Genomic DNA, 15,774 nt, shown 5'->3' on the forward strand with positions numbered 1-15,774 from the left:
GAGCCAGTGGTGCCAGTAGGAAAAGTTTCAGCCCAGCAACGACCCGAGCGCCGCCGAGAGCGCCGTCGCCGCGCGCTCCACTTCCGCAACGCGGACGTACTCGCGGTCGGCGTGGGCGACGGGACCCTCGTCGTCGGCGAGGACGCCCGGCCCGAAGACGACGGTCGGCGCCGGCGCGAAGTAGGACGCCTCGGTCGCGGCGGTGAAGGGGCGGACGGCGCCGGCCGCGCCGTCGGTGACGCGGTCGGCCGCGGCGGACAGGTGCCGGACGATCGGCTTCTCCGTGTCCGTCGCGAACGCTTCGAGGAAGGGCGTCGGGCGCTCGGTCGGCGCAAAGTCCACGCCGACGGGGTCGGGCGTGGCGTCGTCGACGGCGCGTTCGAGGGCGGCGGCGAAGCCATCGGCCGTCTCCGGCGGGACGCTCCGCCGGTCTACGGTGATCGCACAGTCGGCGGGCACCTGATTGGTCGCCTCGCCGCCGTGGACGACCGTCGGCGTCAGCGTCGCCGGGCCGAGGTCGGGATGGGGGTCGCGGTCCGCGTCGAAATCCCGGATCGCCGCCAGCGCCCCCTCCGCGGCGGCGACGGCGTTGACGCCCGACTCGGGTTCGGCCGCGTGGGCGTTCCGGCCCGAGAGGCGAATCGTCCCCTCGAATCGACCCTTCGCGGCGGTACAGACGTCGAGTCCGGTCGGCTCGCCGACGACGTAGGCGTCGGCGGTCGGTGCCGAGAGGTCGGGGAGGACCGAGAGGTCGAGCGCCGCGGCGCCCGTCGAGTACACCTCCTCGTCGGGCGTGACCGCGAGGGTGAGTCGGCCGTCGTCGCCGTCGAACGAGAGAAACGCCGACAGGATGGCCGCGAGCGGCCCCTTCGCGTCGCAGGAGCCACGGCCGTGGATCACGCCGTCCTCGCGGGCGTAGGGAACCGGCGGGGACACCGTGTCGATGTGGGTGTTGAGCACGACGTGGGGCTTCCCCGACCCTTTCGTGGCGAGCGTGTTGCCCGCGTGGTCGACGATGGGGTCGGCGCCGTGGTCGGCGAGGGTGTCGACCAGGAACTCACGCATCTCCGTCACGTCCGCGTGGGAGTCGATGCGGACGCCGGCGTCGAGGAAGTCGACGGGATCGAACCCTCCGTCGCTCACGGCTGTGGGACCTCCAGATCGATCGCGAACTCGCGTTCGACAGGGCCGGTGAGCGTCGCCGGGGCGTCCGAGGGGACGACGATGACGAGGTCACCGCCGGGCGGCGACACCCGGACTGGTCCCTCTGTGTCGAGGCGGCCGGTGCGCTTCGCGGCGGCGACGACCGCCACCGCCCCCGTCCCGCAGGCGAGCGTCTCCCCCTCGACGCCGCGCTCGAAGGTGCGCTGGCTGAAGGCGGCCGGGTCGCCGGGCGCACCGTCGCGGATGTCGGCCTCGTCGCCCACCTCGACCCGCGCGGCGAGCGTGACGTTCGCCCCCTCGGGGAAGACGGCGGCGTGACGGACCGGCGGTGCGACGGTCCCCAGATCCACGGCGTCCACGTCGTCGACGAACGCGACGGCGTGAGGGACGCCCGTGTTCACGGCGGTGACGGGCAGGCCCGCGACCGACTCCTCGATCAGCGGGCCGTCGCGGTCGGGCGAGAGCGGCACCTCGGCCGGATCGAACGACGGGACCCCCATCTCGACGGTGACGCCCTCGCTCTGGACGACGGCGCGGCGGTCGCCCGCGGGCGTCTCGATCAGGACTTCGCGGGCGCCCGTCTCACGGGCGGCCCAGACGGCGGTGACGCGGGCGCCGTTGCCACACATGGCGGCGGTCGACCCGTCGGGCTGGACGAGCGTCATCGTCACCCGGACGGGCGACGCCGTGGGGTCGAGGTCCAGAAAGAGAACGCCGTCGGCGCCGGTTCGCTCGCCACCGACACCCGTCTCGCGGTCACAGTGAGTGCGCGCGAACGCCGCGCGGTCGACCACCGGCGCACTGGCCGGGAGGACGAGGAAGTCGTTCTCGGTGCCGTGGTACTTCTCGGCCGTGACCGTCGTCATTCGTCCACCTCCAGATCGGTGACGTGTCCGATCGTCTCGCGCTCGCGGGCGATCCGAACGCCGTCGCCGATTCCGCCGGCTTCGCCGTTACCGGACTGCGTCCGGTTGCCCGAGGAGCGTCGCTCCTCGCTGGCTTCGCGAGGCGTCTCCGACGCCTCGCAGACGACTTCGGCGGGTCGTGGCCGGGAGTTGTAGGTGCTCGCCATCTCGTAGCCGTAGGCGCCGGCGTTGCCGATGGCGAGCAAGTCGCCCCGGCGTGGCGTGGGCATCGATCGCTCCTCGCAGAACAGGTCCGCCGTCTCGCAGACGGGGCCGGCGACGGTGACCGGGCGTTCGGGTCGCTCGTCGGTCAGGTTGCGGATGGCGTGGTAGGCGTCGTACATGGCCGGACGCAGGAGCGTCGTCATGCCGGCGTCGACGCCGGCGACGACTGGCACGGTCCCCTCGCCGTCGCCGACGGCCTTGACAGTGTTCACGCGCGTCAGGAGGACACCCGCGTCGGCGACGAGGTAGCGACCGGGTTCGATGGCGAGTCGGGCGTCCACGTCGCCGAGTGCCTCGCGGGTAGCCGCGGCCACCGCGTCGAGGTCGAGGGGCGGTTCGTCCTCACGATACGGGACACCGAAGCCGCCGCCCACGTCGACGAACTCCAGGTCACCCACCTCGCGCGCCAGATCACCCATCCGGGCGACGAGTTCGCGGTGGGCGGCCAGGTCGTCGCCGGAGATTCCGCTCCCGGCGTGGGCGTGGATGCCCACCACGTCGAAGTCGGCTCGGGCGCCCGCGAGGAGTTCCGGGGCGCGGTCGTAGGGCACGCCGAACTTGGCGTGGCCGCCGGTCGTCACCTTCTCGTGGTGGCCGGCGCCGACGCCGGGGTTGACGCGAAGGGCGAGTCGGCCGTCGAAGCCGCGTTCGCGGAGGCGGGAAACGGTGTCCCGGGCGCCGGCGACGACGGTGAGGTCCGTCCCCGCCCGCCAGCGATCGAGGACGACATCGAGATCCTCGGCCGGTGGGTTGACCGCGGTGTACTGCACCGCGTCGTAGCCGGCGTCGATGGCGCGCACCACCTCGCCAGCGGACGCACATTCGGCGCCGAGACCGGCGTCACGGACGGTTTCCAGCACCGCCCGGCCGGTGTGGGCCTTGACGGCGTAGCTCACCGCGGCGTCGGGGAACGCACCGCGGAGGCGCCGTGCGTTCTCCCGCACCCGGTCGAGGTCTGTGACGTAGAGCGGGGTGCCGTACTCGTCGGCCAGATCGGTGAGGTCGGCGGCCGACCAGTCGGCGAGGCGTCGCACGGTCGGGCCGGCCGCCTCGCCGCTCATTCCCGCAGCGCCTCCTCCCGCTTCGTCGCGTCGCGCGTGTCGGCCTCGATGTCCATGGCGACGACCGCGGGCTTGTACGCGCCGCCCGCGAACAGGTCGTGGTCGCCGATCGAGGACTCCACCATCCGGGTGAACGCCCGCCGCTCCGGGGGCAGGTGGCCGTAGCAGACCTCCTCCTCGACGAGGTCGTAGACGGGGATGCGCGGCGAGAGCAGCGTGTTCTCGCCCACGACCGTGTTCTCGCCCACGACGAACCCGCTCGTCACCCGACAGCCAGCACCGAGGGAGGCGCCGTCCTCGACGATCACCGGCGCGTCCTCGACGGGTTCGAGGACGCCACCGATGAGCGTGTTGGCACCGAGTTTGACGTTCGCGCCGATCTGGGCACAGGAGCCGACGGTGTCACAGGAGTCGACGAGGGTGCCGTCGCCGACGTACGCGCCCACGTTGACGAAGGAGGGACTCATCATGATGCAGTCCGAGCCCAGATAGGCGCCCCGGCGGATGGTCGTGCCGTCGGGCGTGTTGCGGGTGCCGCGCTCGCCCAGGTCGGCCGTCTCACGGAGGGGAAGCACGTCGTGGTAGTCGACGCCGCCGTAGGAGCGAGCCTCGGTGGCCCGGAGGCCGAAGTTGAGCAGGATACCCCGCTTTACCCACTCGTTGGCCTCCCAGCCGTCGCGTCCCTTCTCGGCTGCGCGGACCTCGCCCGCCTCTAGCGCGTCGAGGAAGGCATCGAGCGTGTCGTAGTCGTCGGCCGTCGCCGTCTCGGCGTCGACGGCGTCGTCGTCGTAGCGCTGCCACAGATCGGATACGTCGGATTCCAGTGTCATATCGTGTCCTCGAAGTCGTACTCGCCGGCCGGGCGGCCGACGAGCCAGTCGGCGGCATCGAGCGCCCCGGCGGCGAAGACGCCCCGGGATTCCGCGCGATGCGTAAGCGTCAGTACCTCGTGATTCCCTGCAAGTAGTAGTTCGTGTTCGCCGGTCACGTCGCCGGCGCGGCGGGCGTGGACGCCCACCTCACCCTCCTCGCGGGGCTGTTCGCCCTCGCGGCCGTGGACTCGCTCGCTCCCGTCGGACTCCGTCCGACTCCCCGAGGAGCGTTGCTCCTCGCGAATCTCGTCGACGTCCTCCAGAATCGAGAGCGCCGTCCCCGAGGGGGCGTCCCGCTTGCGGTTGTGGTGTGTCTCCGTGAGTTCGGCGTCGTAGTCGGGGAGCGCCCCGACGGCTTCGCGGATCGCCCGCCGGAGCGCCATCACGCCACGCGCGAAGTTCGACGCGCGGAGGACGGGCACCGACTCGGCGGCGTCGGCGAGCACCTCCAACTGTGACTCGGGAAACCCCGTCGTGCCGACGACGGCGGCGACGCCCGCCTCGGCACAGGCCTCGACGTACCGCGTACTGGGGTCGGGGAGGGTAAAATCGACCAGCACGTCGGGGTCGCGGTCGTCGAGCAGACGGGGGAGTTCCGCCTCGTCTTCCACCTCGTGGCCCGCGACGGCGCCGACCGACGTGCGGTTGACCGCGAGGACGACCGCCATCCCCTCGCGGTCGGTGGCGGCCTCGATGACCTCGCGGCCCATGTGGCCGCCGGCGCCCGTGACGGCCACCTCGATCACGCTTCGGCCTCCAGCGGGTCGAGGTCGGCGAGGACGGCTTCGAGGTCCGGCCGAAGCTCCTCCGAGAGGCGCGTAAGTGGCAGGCGGACGTGACCGGGGCCGTAGCCGCGGATCGCCATCGCCTCGTTGACGGGAACCGGGTTGGTCTCCCAGAACAGGGCGCGCATCAGCGGGCCGAGTTCGTGGTGTCGCTCGCGGGCGGTATCGTAGTCGCCGTCGAGCGCCGAGTGGACCAGATCGACCGTCCGCGCGGGTTCGACGTTGGCGACGACGCTGATGGTGCCCGTCCCGCCCACGGAGAGCGTCGGCAGGATGAGACCGTCGTCGCCGGCGAGCACGTAGAACTCCTCGTCACGGGTGCGCTCGACGACTTCCGACACACGGTTCAGGTCGCCGCTAGCGGCCTTGTAGCCCAGGATGTTCGGGTGCGAGGCGAGTTCGACGGTCGTGTCCACCTCGATGTTCCGTCCCGTCCGGCCGGGGACGTTGTAGACGATCTGGGGCAGGTCCACCTCGTCGGCGATGGTTCGGTAGTGGTCGTACATCCCCGCCGGTTCGGGCTTGTTGTAGTACGGCGAGATGAGGAGGAGGGCGTCGGCGCCGGCCTCGGCGGAGCGACGGGAAAGGGAGAGGGCTTCGGCGGTGTTGTTCGATCCGGACCCGGCGATGATGGGCACCTCGTCGCCGACGGCGTCGACGACGGCTTCCACCACCTCGATGTGTTCGTCGTGGCTGAGCGTCGCGCTCTCGCCGGTGGAGCCGACGGGCACGAGGCCGTCGACGCCGCCGTCGACGAGTCGTCGGGCGTCGGCGCGAAGCGTTTCGAAGTCGATGCTGCCGTCCTCGTAAAACGGCGTGGTCATGGCGGGGTAGACTCCGCGGAACTCGGTGAGTGTCATATGCGTGCGTGGGGTATCGGCGCTGTTAGTCGTGTCGGAACGGTGCGACGGACGAGCCGTCCGGTCGGAGTGCGCCCGAGACGGGGTCGCTACCCCCGCCTGGAGCGCCGGTTACCGACCGCGTTTTTTCAGAAAAGTCGCGAGGCCACGCGTCGCTGGCGAGGGGCGGACGCCGCCGGCGACGCGAGGCGCGTTCACAGTTTCCGTCGCGGTGTCGAGCAATTTATACTTTGGGTTTCGGGTCGACGGTACCGTTCGGAGTCGGGCGTCAGCGAGGCTCATAGTGTTTATTGTAACTGGTTACCGGTGGGTCGCCGGACCGTCTTGGTGACTCACCGGTACTGACTTGCGATAAACACTATCAGTGGTCGTCTTCGCGCCACTTGTGTTCGCACTCGGTACAGACGAAAAACCGGGTCTCGGACTCGTCGGCCGCGCGGATCTGTTGCATATACCAGTAGGCCTCGTCGTTGTCACACTCGGGACAGTTTGCACTCGTCGTCGGCAGGCCGCTGGAGCCGCCCCCGGACTCGATGATCTCCGACTCCTCCTGGGCCTGTGTGGTGACCATCTCGGTTTCCGTCGCCGCGTCACGCGGCGTCTCGTGTCCACACTGCGTACAGACCCACACGCCGTCGTCCGTCTGCATCATCGATCCACATTCGTCGCAGAACTTCATGGTGACTCGAAGCCTGACTCCGGACGGTCTTTAACCCACGGATGTGCCGGTTTCGTGTAGGTCAGTCCCGATATCCAAAACGGCGGCTACGCGTCGCCGTCGGACTGCCCGGGTTCGCCCACGGACTCGATCGGGAGGACGTTCTGGAGTTCGGCGAACAGTTCGTCCGGGCCGTGGAGGGCGTCGCTCCCGACTTCGGAGACGAGTTCGCCGAGGTTGGCCTCGCCGTCGGCGAAGGTGACGGTGACGTCGACGTACTCGGCGGCCGCGTCGTCGCGGGTGACGGGGTAGTCGAGTCGCTCGAACAGGGACTCGACCCGACTCAGTTTTACGCGTTCGCTCATGGCCGGGCGTACGACCCCTCGGCACTTAGAGGTGGGCATAGGACGTGCTGGCGGCGTGTACGAACCGTCGAACTGCCGTCTCGCGTCGCCACGTCGGCGATGGCACGGCGGAAGCCGTCTCAGCGAATGGTAAACCGCAGCAGGACGTGGGCGTCTTCGCCGACGAGTTCGCTCGGTTCCCGGCCACCCGCCCCGTCTTTATCCACCTCCGTCGGATTCCAGACGAGACGGATCGTCACCCCCTCCAAGTCGCCGTTCGCCCCGAAGCGGATCGACTCGCCCACGTCCCAAGTGTCGCCGACGCCGACCTGATCGTCACCCTCACTGAGCTTTTCGCCGACGGTTGCGTAGCTGGGGTTCGGTGCGGTGTCGGAACCTCCGAGGTCGACCGGCCTGCTCGCGACGAGCAACAGCCGGTCGGTACGGAGGGAGTCCCCGTGAGCGAGGGTGACGGTGACCACGTCATCCGAGGGCCCGTTCTCCGCTTTTTGATGATCGAACGCGGCCGTCGGCGGTTCGGCGACCACATCGGCGAGTGTTCCGAAAGCGACAAACAGTGTCGTTCCGAGTAGAACGACCAGTGCGACCATCAGAATCGTCGACACACCCGAGGTGACGGCTCGGTCCCTCCCGCCGACCGCGAGCGTCTTCGGTTGGCGTCGGCGGGTCATAGCGTCATTCGAATAACTCGGTATTCCCCGGAAGCGGTCTTAACGATTACGGCCCCGATCCGAGCGGCCACGTTCACAAGGAGCGCCGGCTGTCAGGCGGATTGGCGGTCGAACGTGAGTGGTGCGGCCGCTGCCGGAAGGGCGGAAGGTATCACTCGAAGTCGGGGTCGCGCTTCTCGACGAACGCCGCCATGCCCTCTCGCTGATCGTGGGTGCCGAACAGGCCGCTCCAGGCTCGCCGCTCCACGTTCAGCCCCGATTCGATGCCACCCTCGTGGAAGGCGTTGAGCGACTCCGTGGCGGCGTAGAGGGCGTGTCGGGGTTTCGCTGCCAGCTCGGCCGCCATCTCGTCGACGTAGTCGTAGAGTTCGTCGTGGGCGACCAGGTCGCCGACGAGACCCCGCTCGTGGGCGTCCTGTGCGTCGAGGCGCTCGCCGAAGAGGATCAGCCGGCGTGCCGTCTCGTCGGGGACGAGTCGCTGGAGGAGCTGCGTGCCGCCCCAGCCGGGGATGATACCGAGGTCGATTTCGGTCTGACCGATGACGGCTCGTTCGCTCGCCACCCGGAGGTCACAGGCGAGCGCGAACTCGCAGCCGCCGCCGAAGGCGTAGCCGTTGATGGCCGCGATGGTGACGCCGGGATAGGAGAGGATGTCACGGACGACCTGCTGGCCGCGTTCGGCGTAAGCGAGCGCCTCGGGCGTCGAGAACTCCTTCATGTAGTCGATGTCGGCGCCGGCGATGAACGCGTCGTCGCCCGCCCCCGTCAGGACCAGGACGCGCGCATCCTCGCTCTCGGCCTCGGCGATGGCGTCGCCGATTTCGTCGAGCGTCTCGCTGTTCATGGCGTTCAACGCGTCGGGACGGTCGACCGTGAGTCGGGCGACGCCGTCGGTAACGTCGAGCGTAACGGTGTTCCAAGACACGCCGAGTGCGACGACGGCCAGGAGCGTAAACGTTCGGGGTCGGTCGCGAGGGTACTGTTTAGATTAGCGTACTTGGATTGGGGACACCTCGAAAGCCCCCGGCGTCTCGGCTCCCAGGACTCGCTGCGCTCCTCACTGCGTTGCGGTGCTTGCGTCGTCCGGGTTCGCCGAGACGCCGGCCCCTTTCAGTCCCACCCGCATCGGCTGGCCAACCGGCCGCCGCCGGGCGGGACTGAAAGGGGCGACTCGTCATCGGGCGGCGGAGCCGCCCGATTGCCCGAGGGAGCTTTGCTCCCTCGCTGCTGGAGGAAGGCGGCCAACGCAAGGACCGCAGGCCGGAGGCCGAGGACCGCAGCGAGGCCCCCGACTCCAGCGAGTCGGGGCTTTCGAGGTGTCCCCAATCCAGGTACGCTAATCTAAACAGTACCGTACCGAGCGGACTGAGATATATAGCCGAGGCCGCCGAAGGTGTCGCCATGTCGACGATCAAGGACAGCGTCCACGACCACATCGAGGTGACGGGCGTCGCCGAGGAGTTGCTCGACACGCCGGCGATGCAACGGCTCCGGCGGGTTCGCCAACTCGGAACCGTCTCGTTGGTGTATCCGTCGGCGAATCACACCCGCTTCGAGCACAGCCTCGGCGTCTACCACCTCGCGAGCGAGGCGCTCGATCACCTCGGCGTGGCCGGGCGGACGGCCACGCGGGTCCGCGCGGCCGCCCTCCTCCACGACGTGGGTCACCCTCCCTTCAGCCACAACGTCGAGGAACTCCTCCATCGCCACACGGGGAAGTACCACGACGACGTGGCCGACCTCCTCGCGAGCGGACGAGTGGGCGCCGTCCTCCGCGATCACGACATCGATCCGGACGATATCGCCGAACTCGTCGCCGGCAAGGGTCGGTACGGCCAACTCGTCTCCGGCGAACTCGACGTGGACCGCATGGACTACCTCGTGCGCGACGCTCACCACACTGGCGTTCCCTACGGCACCATCGACCACGGTCGGCTGATCCGGGAACTCGCCTTTGTCGACGGCGAACTCGTCCTCGCCGAAGGGAACGTCCAGACCGCCGAGAGCCTCCTGCTCGCACGCGCGCTGATGAACCCGACCGTCTACCAACACCACGTCGCCCGCATCGGCAAAGCGATGTTGCGCCGGGCCACGGAGCGCCTACTCGACGAGGACGAGTACGACGCCGCGACGATCCGCCGGTGGGACGACGCCGACCTGCTGGTGACGCTTCGACGCACCGACGCGACGGTCGACTTCGCCGATCGACTCTCGACGCGCGACCTGTTCAAGCGGGCTGTGTGGGCCGAACTCCCCGACGTGCCCGAAGCGTTGCTTGACGCCGACCACGAGCGCATCCGGGCCCTCGAAGCCGACGTGGCCGCGGCGGCCGACCTCGACGCCGACTCGGTCGTCGTCGACGTGCCGCCGCCGCCGGAGATCCGCGAATCGTCGTCGCGGGTGGTCGTCAACGGCGAAATCAGGCGCTTGGATCGGCAGTCACCGCTGGTGAGCGCGCTCCGGGTCGCCGGCCGCAACCAGTGGCGCTTCGGCGTCTACGCTCCCGCCGGCGCCGTCGACCGGGTCGGGCGCGCGGCCGTCCGGACCCTCGGTCTCGACGTGGACGGCGCCCCCATCTCGGAGGTTCGGGGCGGCCTCGACGCCACCCTCGACGAGTTCGGGTGAGGGAAGGTACGTTCAAGAGTCGCGCACACCTCAGTTGGTGTATGGAGGTCGAAGGTACCGTCCTTCGTGGCCGCACGCTCGGGCCGATCGAGGGACGTGTCGTCGTCGAGGACGGCCACATCGTCGCCGTCGAGGAGGCGACCACCGAGTCCGACGCCATCGTCTGTCCGGCCTTCGTCAACGCCCACACCCACCTCGGCGATTCCATCGCCAAGGAGGCCGGCGCCGGCCTCTCGCTCGACGACCTCGTCGCGCCGCCGGACGGCCTCAAACACCGACTCCTTCGTACCGCGTCGGCAGACGAGACGGTCGCGGCCATGCGCCGCTCGCTCCGATTCATGGAACGTTCGGGCACCGCGGCGACCGTCGAGTTCCGCGAGGGTGGCGTCGCGGGCGTCGACGCGGTTCGGCGGGCGCTCGACGGGCTAGCTATCGAGGCCATCGTCCTCGGACGGGAGACGACGGCGGCGATGGTGGCCGGGGACGGGTTCGGCGCCAGCGGCGCCCGCGACGACGACTTCACCGCCGAACGCGCCGCGACCCGCGAGGCGGGCAAGCCGTTCGGTATCCACGCTGGCGAGCGTGACGCCGCGGATCTGACCCCCGCCCTCGACCTCGATCCGACCTTCCTCGTCCACGTCGTCCACCCCGAACCCGGTCATCTCGACCGGATCGAACGAGAGGGGATCCCCGTCGTCGTCTGCCCGCGGTCGAACCTCGTCACCGGCGTCGGGGTGCCCCCCATCGCCGACCTGCGGGACCGGACGACGGTGGCGCTCGGCACCGACAACGTCATGCTCAACAGCCCGTCGATGTTCCGCGAGATGGAGTTCGCGTCGAAGGTGGGGGACCTACCGGCCGACGACGTGTTGCGGATGGCGACGGTCAACGGCGCCGAACTGGTGGGCCTGAACTGCGGGGTGATCGAACCCGGTCGAGCGGCGAAACTACTCGTCCTCGACGGCGACTCGGACAACCTCTCGGGGGCTCGGGACCCCGTTCGCGCCGTGGTTCGGCGGGCGGGTGTCGACGACGTGACACGCGTCATCCTGTAGATGCCGCGCTCGTGTGAAGAGTTATACACTGACGTGTGTTACTATCCGACATGGGCACCTACGACCGGATTCTCGTCCCGACCGACGGCTCCGATGGCGTGGAGCGGGCGATCCGACACGCCGCCGAGGTGGCCGCGAGCAACGGCGCCACGCTCCACGGGCTCTACGTCCTGAGCACCGACGCGTACGCGGGACTGGCGATGGAATCCTCGTGGGAGAGCGTCGACCGCCTCCTCCGCGAGGATGCGGAACGAGCGGTCGAACGGGTGCGCGACATCGCTACGGAGGCGGACGCGACCATCCCGGTCGAGACGGCGGTGGTGGAGGGCAAGCCCAGCCACGAAATCGTCCGCTACGCCGAACGCGAGGACTGTGACCTCGTCGTGATGGGCACCCACGGCCGCGGCGGCATCGACCGTCTCCTCCTCGGCAGCGTCGCGGAGTCCGTCATTCGGGCGTCGTCGATTCCGGTGACGGCGGTTCCCGTCGGGGCCGAAGGGGAGGCGTAAGTCAGGCGGGGCGCAGGTGTTCGCAGTCGCCGGCGTGGACGGTCCGGTCCCCGTCGTCAGTGCGGACGACGAGCGCCCCCGGGAACTCGATGTCGACCGCCTCGCCCTCGACGACGCCGCCGGGCGTGTCGACCCGTACCTCACGGCCGAGGGTGACGGCGTACTCGCGCCACGTGGGGAGCACGTCGTCGGGGTCGAGGGCGTGGAACTCCTCGACCATCCGCTGGCAGAAGCGACGACGGTCGGCGCCGTCGGCCGCGGGCCGACTCCCCGAGCGTGGCTCCTCGTCCACTTCCACTCGCACGCTCGTCGCCGTCTCCGGTAGCTCCGCCGCCGGCACGTCGACGTTCGCCCCGATGCCGACGATCAGCCACGAGATGCGGTCGGCCTCGCCTTCCATCTCGGTCAGGATGCCGGCGAGTTTCCGTTCCGATCCGGCCACCAACACGTCGTTCGGCCACTTGATCACGGCGTCGACGCCCGCCTCGCGGAAGGTTTGGGTGACGGCGACGGCCGCCGCGAGCGTGCAGATCGGCGCGTGGGCCGGCGGCCGATCCGGACGGACGAGGAGGCTGGCGTAGACGCCACCGGCGGGCGACGACCACGGACGATCGAGGCGGCCGCGCCCGCCGGTTTGCTCGCCCGCGACGACCAGAACGTCCGTCGCCCTTTCGGCCGCCAGTTCCCGCGCCCGGTCGTTCGTACTCGGGAGTCGGTCGTGGTAGTCGACGGCGTAGGGCGCGTCGAGGCCGAACGCGATGGCGTCGCCGCCGTAGTCGGGGACGGTGCGCACGACGTAGCCGTCGGCGCTGCTCTCGATGTCGAACCCCGCCTCGCGGAGCGCCTCGACGTGTTTCCAGACGGCCGCCCGGGAGACGCCGAGGTCGTCGGCGAGCGTCGGGCCGGAGACCGGCCCCTCGGCGTCGGCGAGCGTTCGGAGGAGCGAGCGACGACGGTCGCTCATTCGAGGACGATCAACGGATCGCCCATGTCGACGCTCTCGCCCTCGCTCACCAGCACCTCGCTGACCGTGCCGCCGCCCTGGGCGACGATGTCGTTTTCCATCTTCATGGCCTCGAGGACGAGCACCACGTCGCCGGCCGCCACCTCGTCGCCGGGAGCCACGTCGACCGAGAGGATCGTGCCCTGCATCTCGGCGGTGATCCGCTCGCCGTCGCCGGCGACGACGGTGCCGCCGTCGTCGTCGCTCGTGGCGGCATCGGGGCGTTGCATCCCGCCGCCCCCGCGTCCGCCGCCGTCACCGCCACCCGTCGGGATGGCGGGCGCGCCGCGTTCCTCCAGGTTCACCTCGAATCGCTTCCCGTTCACCTCGACCGTGAAGTCGCGCTCGGTCACTTCCTCGTCGTCACCACCGTCGTCGGTCTCGTCGGGACCCCAGCGCTCGACTGCCCGTTCGATGCGCTCGGGATCGAGTTCCTCGTCGAGATAGTTCGTCGTGTGGGTGCCCTCGGTGAACCGTTCGTCGGTCACCATCAGCCGGTGGAAGGGGATGACGGTGTGAAAACCCTGAATATCGAACTCGCGGAGGGCGCGTTCGGCGCGGGCGAGACACTCCTCGCGGTCGCTTGCGTCGACGATCAGCTTCGCGATCATGGAGTCGTAGTCGCCGCCGATGTCGTCGCCCTGTCGAACCGCGTCGTCGACGCGGACGCCGATACCCCCGGCGGGATCGTACGTCGTCAGCGTGCCCGTCGCCGGCGCGAAGTCGCGTGCGGCGTTCTCGGCGTTGATCCGGAACTCCATCGCGTGGCCCTCGATCTCGACCTCGTCCTGGCTGAAGCTGATCTCGTTGCCCGCGGCGACGCGAAGCTGTTCTTTCACGATGTCGATGCCCGTGATCTCCTCGGTGACGGGGTGTTCGACCTGGATGCGCGTGTTGACCTCGAGGAAGTAGAACTCGCCATCCTCGACGAGGAACTCGACGGTGCCGGCGTTGGTGTAGTTGGTCTCGCCGACGCCGCGGCGGGCCGCCTGTCCGATCCGGTCGCGCAGGTCGTCCGAGAGCGCCGGGCTCGGTCCCTCCTCGATCACCTTCTGGTGGCGACGCTGGAGCGAGCAGTCCCGTTCACCGAGGTGGCGGACGTTGCCGTGCTGGTCCGCGACGATCTGCACCTCGATGTGGCGCGGCGCTTCGAGGAAGCGTTCGAGGTAGACGGAGTCGTTGTCGAAGTACGCCTCACCCTCGCGTTTGGCCGCGGCGAGTTGGTCCTCGATTTCGTCCGGGCTCTCGACTATCTTCATCCCCCGCCCGCCGCCGCCACCTTCGGCCTTGATGGCGATCGGGTAGCCGTTCTCCTCGCCGAAGGCTTCGACTTCGGCGGGGTCCTCGACGGGATCGGTCGTCCCGGGGACGACCGGCACACCGGCGGCGGTCATCACCTTGCGTGCCTTCGTCTTCTCGCCGAGACGCTCCATCGCCTTCGAGGGCGGCCCGATCCACGTGCACTCGCTCTCCTCGACACGCGCCGCGAACTCGGCGTTCTCGGCCATGAATCCGTAGCCGGGGTGGATGGCGTCGGCGTCGGCCTTCCGTGCCGCGTCGAGCACCGCCTCCTGATCGAGATAGGAGTCCGCCGCCCGCGCCGGCCCGACGTTGTACGCCTCGTCGGCGTAGCGGACGTGGCCCGCGTGCTTGTCGGCCTCGCTGTAGATGGCGACGGTTCGAACGCCCAGTTCTTCGCAGGCGCGCATGACACGCACCGCGATCTCGCCCCGGTTGGCGACGAGAACCTTCCTGAACATGTCCCCTTGTACGAACATATGCCCCGTTAGTGTATCGGTCGGTGGGGTGGCTCGGCACGCCCGTCACAAGCCCGTGACGATCCGTCTCCGAGACCCGGTGAGACGATTACGAAGACAACTTTCGGGGCGACGACTGTTCGTCCGGTCAGTTCTCGACGAGCGCCCCCGTGCCACTGAATCCAAACGGCCTTATGCGAGAGAGCCGCACGGCTAAGTAATGTCAGTACGAGTCGGCATCCTCGGTGCGACCGGCGCAGTCGGACAGCGATTCATCCAGCTTCTCGACGGCCACCCGACGTTCGAACTCGCGGCGCTCACCGCCAGCGAGGAGAGCGCGGGCAAGCCATACCGCGAGGCGGCGAAGTGGCGCGTCGATTCGCCCATCCCCGTCGACGTGGCCGAGATGACGGTCCGTCGCACCGACCCCGAGGCGGTGCCGGACGACGTCGATCTGCTCTTCTCGTCGCTCCCCTCGAGCGTCGCCGTCGACGTCGAGGAGGACTTCGCCCGCGCGGGCTATGTCATCTCCTCGAACTCCTCGAACGACCGCCTCGCGGAGGACGTACCGCTGACGATTCCGGAGATCAACCCCGACCACCTCGACCTGATCGAGGTCCAGCGCGACGAACGCGGGTGGGACGGCGCGCTCGTGAAGAACCCGAACTGCTCGACGATCACGATGATTCCGCCGCTGGCGGCGCTGGACGGGTTCGGTCTCGAACGCGTCAACGTCTCCACCCTGCAGGCCGTCTCCGGCGCGGGCTACTCCGGTGTCACCTCCATGGAGATAATCGACAACGTCCTCCCCCACATCGGCGGCGAGGAGGACAAGATGGAGACGGAGTCCCGCAAACTCCTCGGCGAGTTCGACGGCGCGGAGATTGGGTGGCACGACGTGGAGGTCGCGGCGTCCTGTAACCGCGTTCCGACGCTCGACGGCCACCTCGAGAACGCCTTCGTCGACCTCGCGGACGAACCCGACGTGGACGAAGTGGAGGAGGCGATGCGGGAGTTCCCCGGTATCGACCTGCCGAGCGCCCCCAACCAACTCATCCACGTCTTCGACGAACCCGAACGCCCCCAGCCCCGGATGGACCGGATGCGCGGTCAGGGCATGCAGATCTGTGTCGGCGGCGTGCAGTCCACCCGCCGCGGTGTCAAGTTCAACTGCCTCGCGCACAACACCGTCCGCGGCGCCGCGGGCGCCAGCGTCCTGAACGGCGAACTGCTCCACGAGAACGGCTACCTGTAGCGTG

At 69.4% G+C, this 15,774-nt stretch carries 16 protein-coding genes; 4 read left to right on the forward strand and 12 right to left on the reverse strand.

The features are described from left to right. Positions 1–27: 27 nt before the first annotated feature. The 10 genes from HALNA_RS11385 to HALNA_RS11430 all read right to left on the reverse strand — a co-directional run bounded on the left by HALNA_RS11385 (position 28) and on the right by HALNA_RS11430 (position 8,491). Positions 28–1,143, reverse strand: coding sequence for a M20 family metallopeptidase (locus tag HALNA_RS11385; protein WP_049936493.1), 1,116 nt, complete (start codon positions 1,141–1,143; stop codon positions 28–30). Next, the gene (gene dapF / locus HALNA_RS11390; protein ID WP_049936494.1) at positions 1,140–2,030 is read right to left on the reverse strand and encodes a diaminopimelate epimerase; all 891 of its coding nucleotides are present in this window, start codon (positions 2,028–2,030) and stop codon (positions 1,140–1,142) included. Before dapF ends, HALNA_RS11385 begins: the two co-directional genes overlap by 4 nt. Beyond that, a complete protein-coding gene (gene lysA / locus HALNA_RS11395; protein WP_049936495.1) occupies positions 2,027–3,355 on the reverse strand; it encodes a diaminopimelate decarboxylase in 1,329 nt (442 codons plus the stop codon). Before lysA ends, dapF begins: the two co-directional genes overlap by 4 nt. After that, positions 3,352–4,185 carry a 2,3,4,5-tetrahydropyridine-2,6-dicarboxylate N-succinyltransferase gene (locus HALNA_RS11400; protein WP_049936496.1) on the reverse strand — a complete coding sequence of 278 codons (834 nt, stop codon included), beginning with the start codon at positions 4,183–4,185 and terminating at the stop codon, positions 3,352–3,354. Before HALNA_RS11400 ends, lysA begins: the two co-directional genes overlap by 4 nt. After that, positions 4,182–4,973 (reverse strand): 4-hydroxy-tetrahydrodipicolinate reductase, encoded by a 792-nt coding sequence (gene dapB / locus HALNA_RS11405; RefSeq protein ID WP_157573519.1) that lies wholly within the window; start codon positions 4,971–4,973, stop codon positions 4,182–4,184. The genes HALNA_RS11400 and dapB overlap by 4 nt, the downstream gene beginning before the upstream one ends. After that, entirely contained in the window at positions 4,970–5,872 is a 903-nt protein-coding gene (gene dapA / locus HALNA_RS11410; protein ID WP_049936497.1) for a 4-hydroxy-tetrahydrodipicolinate synthase, read from the reverse strand. The genes dapB and dapA overlap by 4 nt, the downstream gene beginning before the upstream one ends. 361 nt (positions 5,873–6,233) lie before the next feature. Further along, positions 6,234–6,551, reverse strand: coding sequence for a transcription factor S (locus tag HALNA_RS11415; RefSeq protein ID WP_049936498.1), 318 nt, complete (start codon positions 6,549–6,551; stop codon positions 6,234–6,236). 86 nt (positions 6,552–6,637) lie between these two features. After that, positions 6,638–6,895, reverse strand: coding sequence for a DUF5789 family protein (locus HALNA_RS11420; RefSeq protein ID WP_049936499.1), 258 nt, complete (start codon positions 6,893–6,895; stop codon positions 6,638–6,640). A 119-nt stretch (positions 6,896–7,014) separates the two neighbouring features. After that, positions 7,015–7,566, reverse strand: a complete 552-nt coding sequence (locus HALNA_RS11425; protein ID WP_049936500.1) for a type IV pilin — start codon at positions 7,564–7,566, stop codon at positions 7,015–7,017. A gap of 151 nt (positions 7,567–7,717) precedes the next feature. Further along, positions 7,718–8,491 (reverse strand): enoyl-CoA hydratase/isomerase family protein, encoded by a 774-nt coding sequence (locus HALNA_RS11430; RefSeq protein WP_049936501.1) that lies wholly within the window; start codon positions 8,489–8,491, stop codon positions 7,718–7,720. Between the two features lie 476 nt (positions 8,492–8,967). On the opposite strand from HALNA_RS11430, the gene HALNA_RS11435 reads away from it, so the two are divergent. From HALNA_RS11435 to HALNA_RS11445, 3 genes are read left to right on the forward strand one after another with little or no spacing between them, the layout of a single operon-like run. Further along, on the forward strand, positions 8,968–10,191 hold the full coding sequence (locus HALNA_RS11435) for an HD domain-containing protein (RefSeq protein WP_049936502.1): 1,224 nt from the start codon (positions 8,968–8,970) through the stop codon (positions 10,189–10,191). Positions 10,192–10,232: 41 nt separating this feature from the next. Then, on the forward strand, positions 10,233–11,246 hold the full coding sequence (locus tag HALNA_RS11440; RefSeq protein ID WP_049936503.1) for an amidohydrolase family protein: 1,014 nt from the start codon (positions 10,233–10,235) through the stop codon (positions 11,244–11,246). Between the two features lie 50 nt (positions 11,247–11,296). After that, positions 11,297–11,755, forward strand: a complete 459-nt coding sequence (locus HALNA_RS11445; RefSeq protein WP_049936504.1) for a universal stress protein — start codon at positions 11,297–11,299, stop codon at positions 11,753–11,755. Position 11,756: 1 nt separating this feature from the next. Here HALNA_RS11445 and HALNA_RS11450 read toward each other — a convergent pair whose 3' ends face one another. Together HALNA_RS11450 and HALNA_RS11455 are read right to left on the reverse strand one after the other, a co-directional pair. After that, on the reverse strand, positions 11,757–12,719 hold the full coding sequence (locus tag HALNA_RS11450; RefSeq protein WP_049936505.1) for a biotin--[acetyl-CoA-carboxylase] ligase: 963 nt from the start codon (positions 12,717–12,719) through the stop codon (positions 11,757–11,759). Further along, a complete protein-coding gene (locus tag HALNA_RS11455; protein ID WP_049936506.1) occupies positions 12,716–14,518 on the reverse strand; it encodes an acetyl-CoA carboxylase biotin carboxylase subunit in 1,803 nt (600 codons plus the stop codon). The genes HALNA_RS11450 and HALNA_RS11455 overlap by 4 nt, the downstream gene beginning before the upstream one ends. A 217-nt stretch (positions 14,519–14,735) precedes the next feature. Here HALNA_RS11455 and asd point away from each other — a divergent pair, with 217 nt between their 5' ends. Continuing rightward, positions 14,736–15,770, forward strand: coding sequence for an aspartate-semialdehyde dehydrogenase (gene asd / locus HALNA_RS11460; protein WP_049936507.1), 1,035 nt, complete (start codon positions 14,736–14,738; stop codon positions 15,768–15,770). The last annotated feature ends 4 nt before the right edge of the window (positions 15,771–15,774 follow it).

It is taken from the genome of Haloplanus natans DSM 17983, from assembly GCF_000427685.1.
GTDB lineage: Archaea > Halobacteriota > Halobacteria > Halobacteriales > Haloferacaceae > Haloplanus > Haloplanus natans.

Bases quoted from the DNA above. Each gene is read 5' to 3' on its own strand.
- dapF (WP_049936494.1), bottom strand. From the start codon at position 2,030: ATGACGACGGTCACGGCCGAGAAGTACCACGGCACCGAGAACGACTTC.
- lysA (WP_049936495.1), bottom strand. From the start codon at position 3,355: ATGAGCGGCGAGGCGGCCGGCCCGACCGTGCGACGCCTCGCCGACTGG.
- HALNA_RS11400 (WP_049936496.1), bottom strand. From the start codon at position 4,185: ATGACACTGGAATCCGACGTATCCGATCTGTGGCAGCGCTACGACGAC.
- dapA (WP_049936497.1), bottom strand. From the start codon at position 5,872: ATGACACTCACCGAGTTCCGCGGAGTCTACCCCGCCATGACCACGCCG.
- HALNA_RS11415 (WP_049936498.1), bottom strand. From the start codon at position 6,551: ATGAAGTTCTGCGACGAATGTGGATCGATGATGCAGACGGACGACGGC.
- HALNA_RS11420 (WP_049936499.1), bottom strand. From the start codon at position 6,895: ATGAGCGAACGCGTAAAACTGAGTCGGGTCGAGTCCCTGTTCGAGCGA.
- HALNA_RS11425 (WP_049936500.1), bottom strand. From the start codon at position 7,566: ATGACCCGCCGACGCCAACCGAAGACGCTCGCGGTCGGCGGGAGGGAC.
- HALNA_RS11435 (WP_049936502.1), top strand. From the start codon at position 8,968: ATGTCGACGATCAAGGACAGCGTCCACGACCACATCGAGGTGACGGGC.
- HALNA_RS11440 (WP_049936503.1), top strand. From the start codon at position 10,233: ATGGAGGTCGAAGGTACCGTCCTTCGTGGCCGCACGCTCGGGCCGATC.
- HALNA_RS11445 (WP_049936504.1), top strand. From the start codon at position 11,297: ATGGGCACCTACGACCGGATTCTCGTCCCGACCGACGGCTCCGATGGC.
- HALNA_RS11450 (WP_049936505.1), bottom strand. From the start codon at position 12,719: ATGAGCGACCGTCGTCGCTCGCTCCTCCGAACGCTCGCCGACGCCGAG.
- HALNA_RS11455 (WP_049936506.1), bottom strand. From the start codon at position 14,518: ATGTTCAGGAAGGTTCTCGTCGCCAACCGGGGCGAGATCGCGGTGCGT.
- asd (WP_049936507.1), top strand. From the start codon at position 14,736: ATGTCAGTACGAGTCGGCATCCTCGGTGCGACCGGCGCAGTCGGACAG.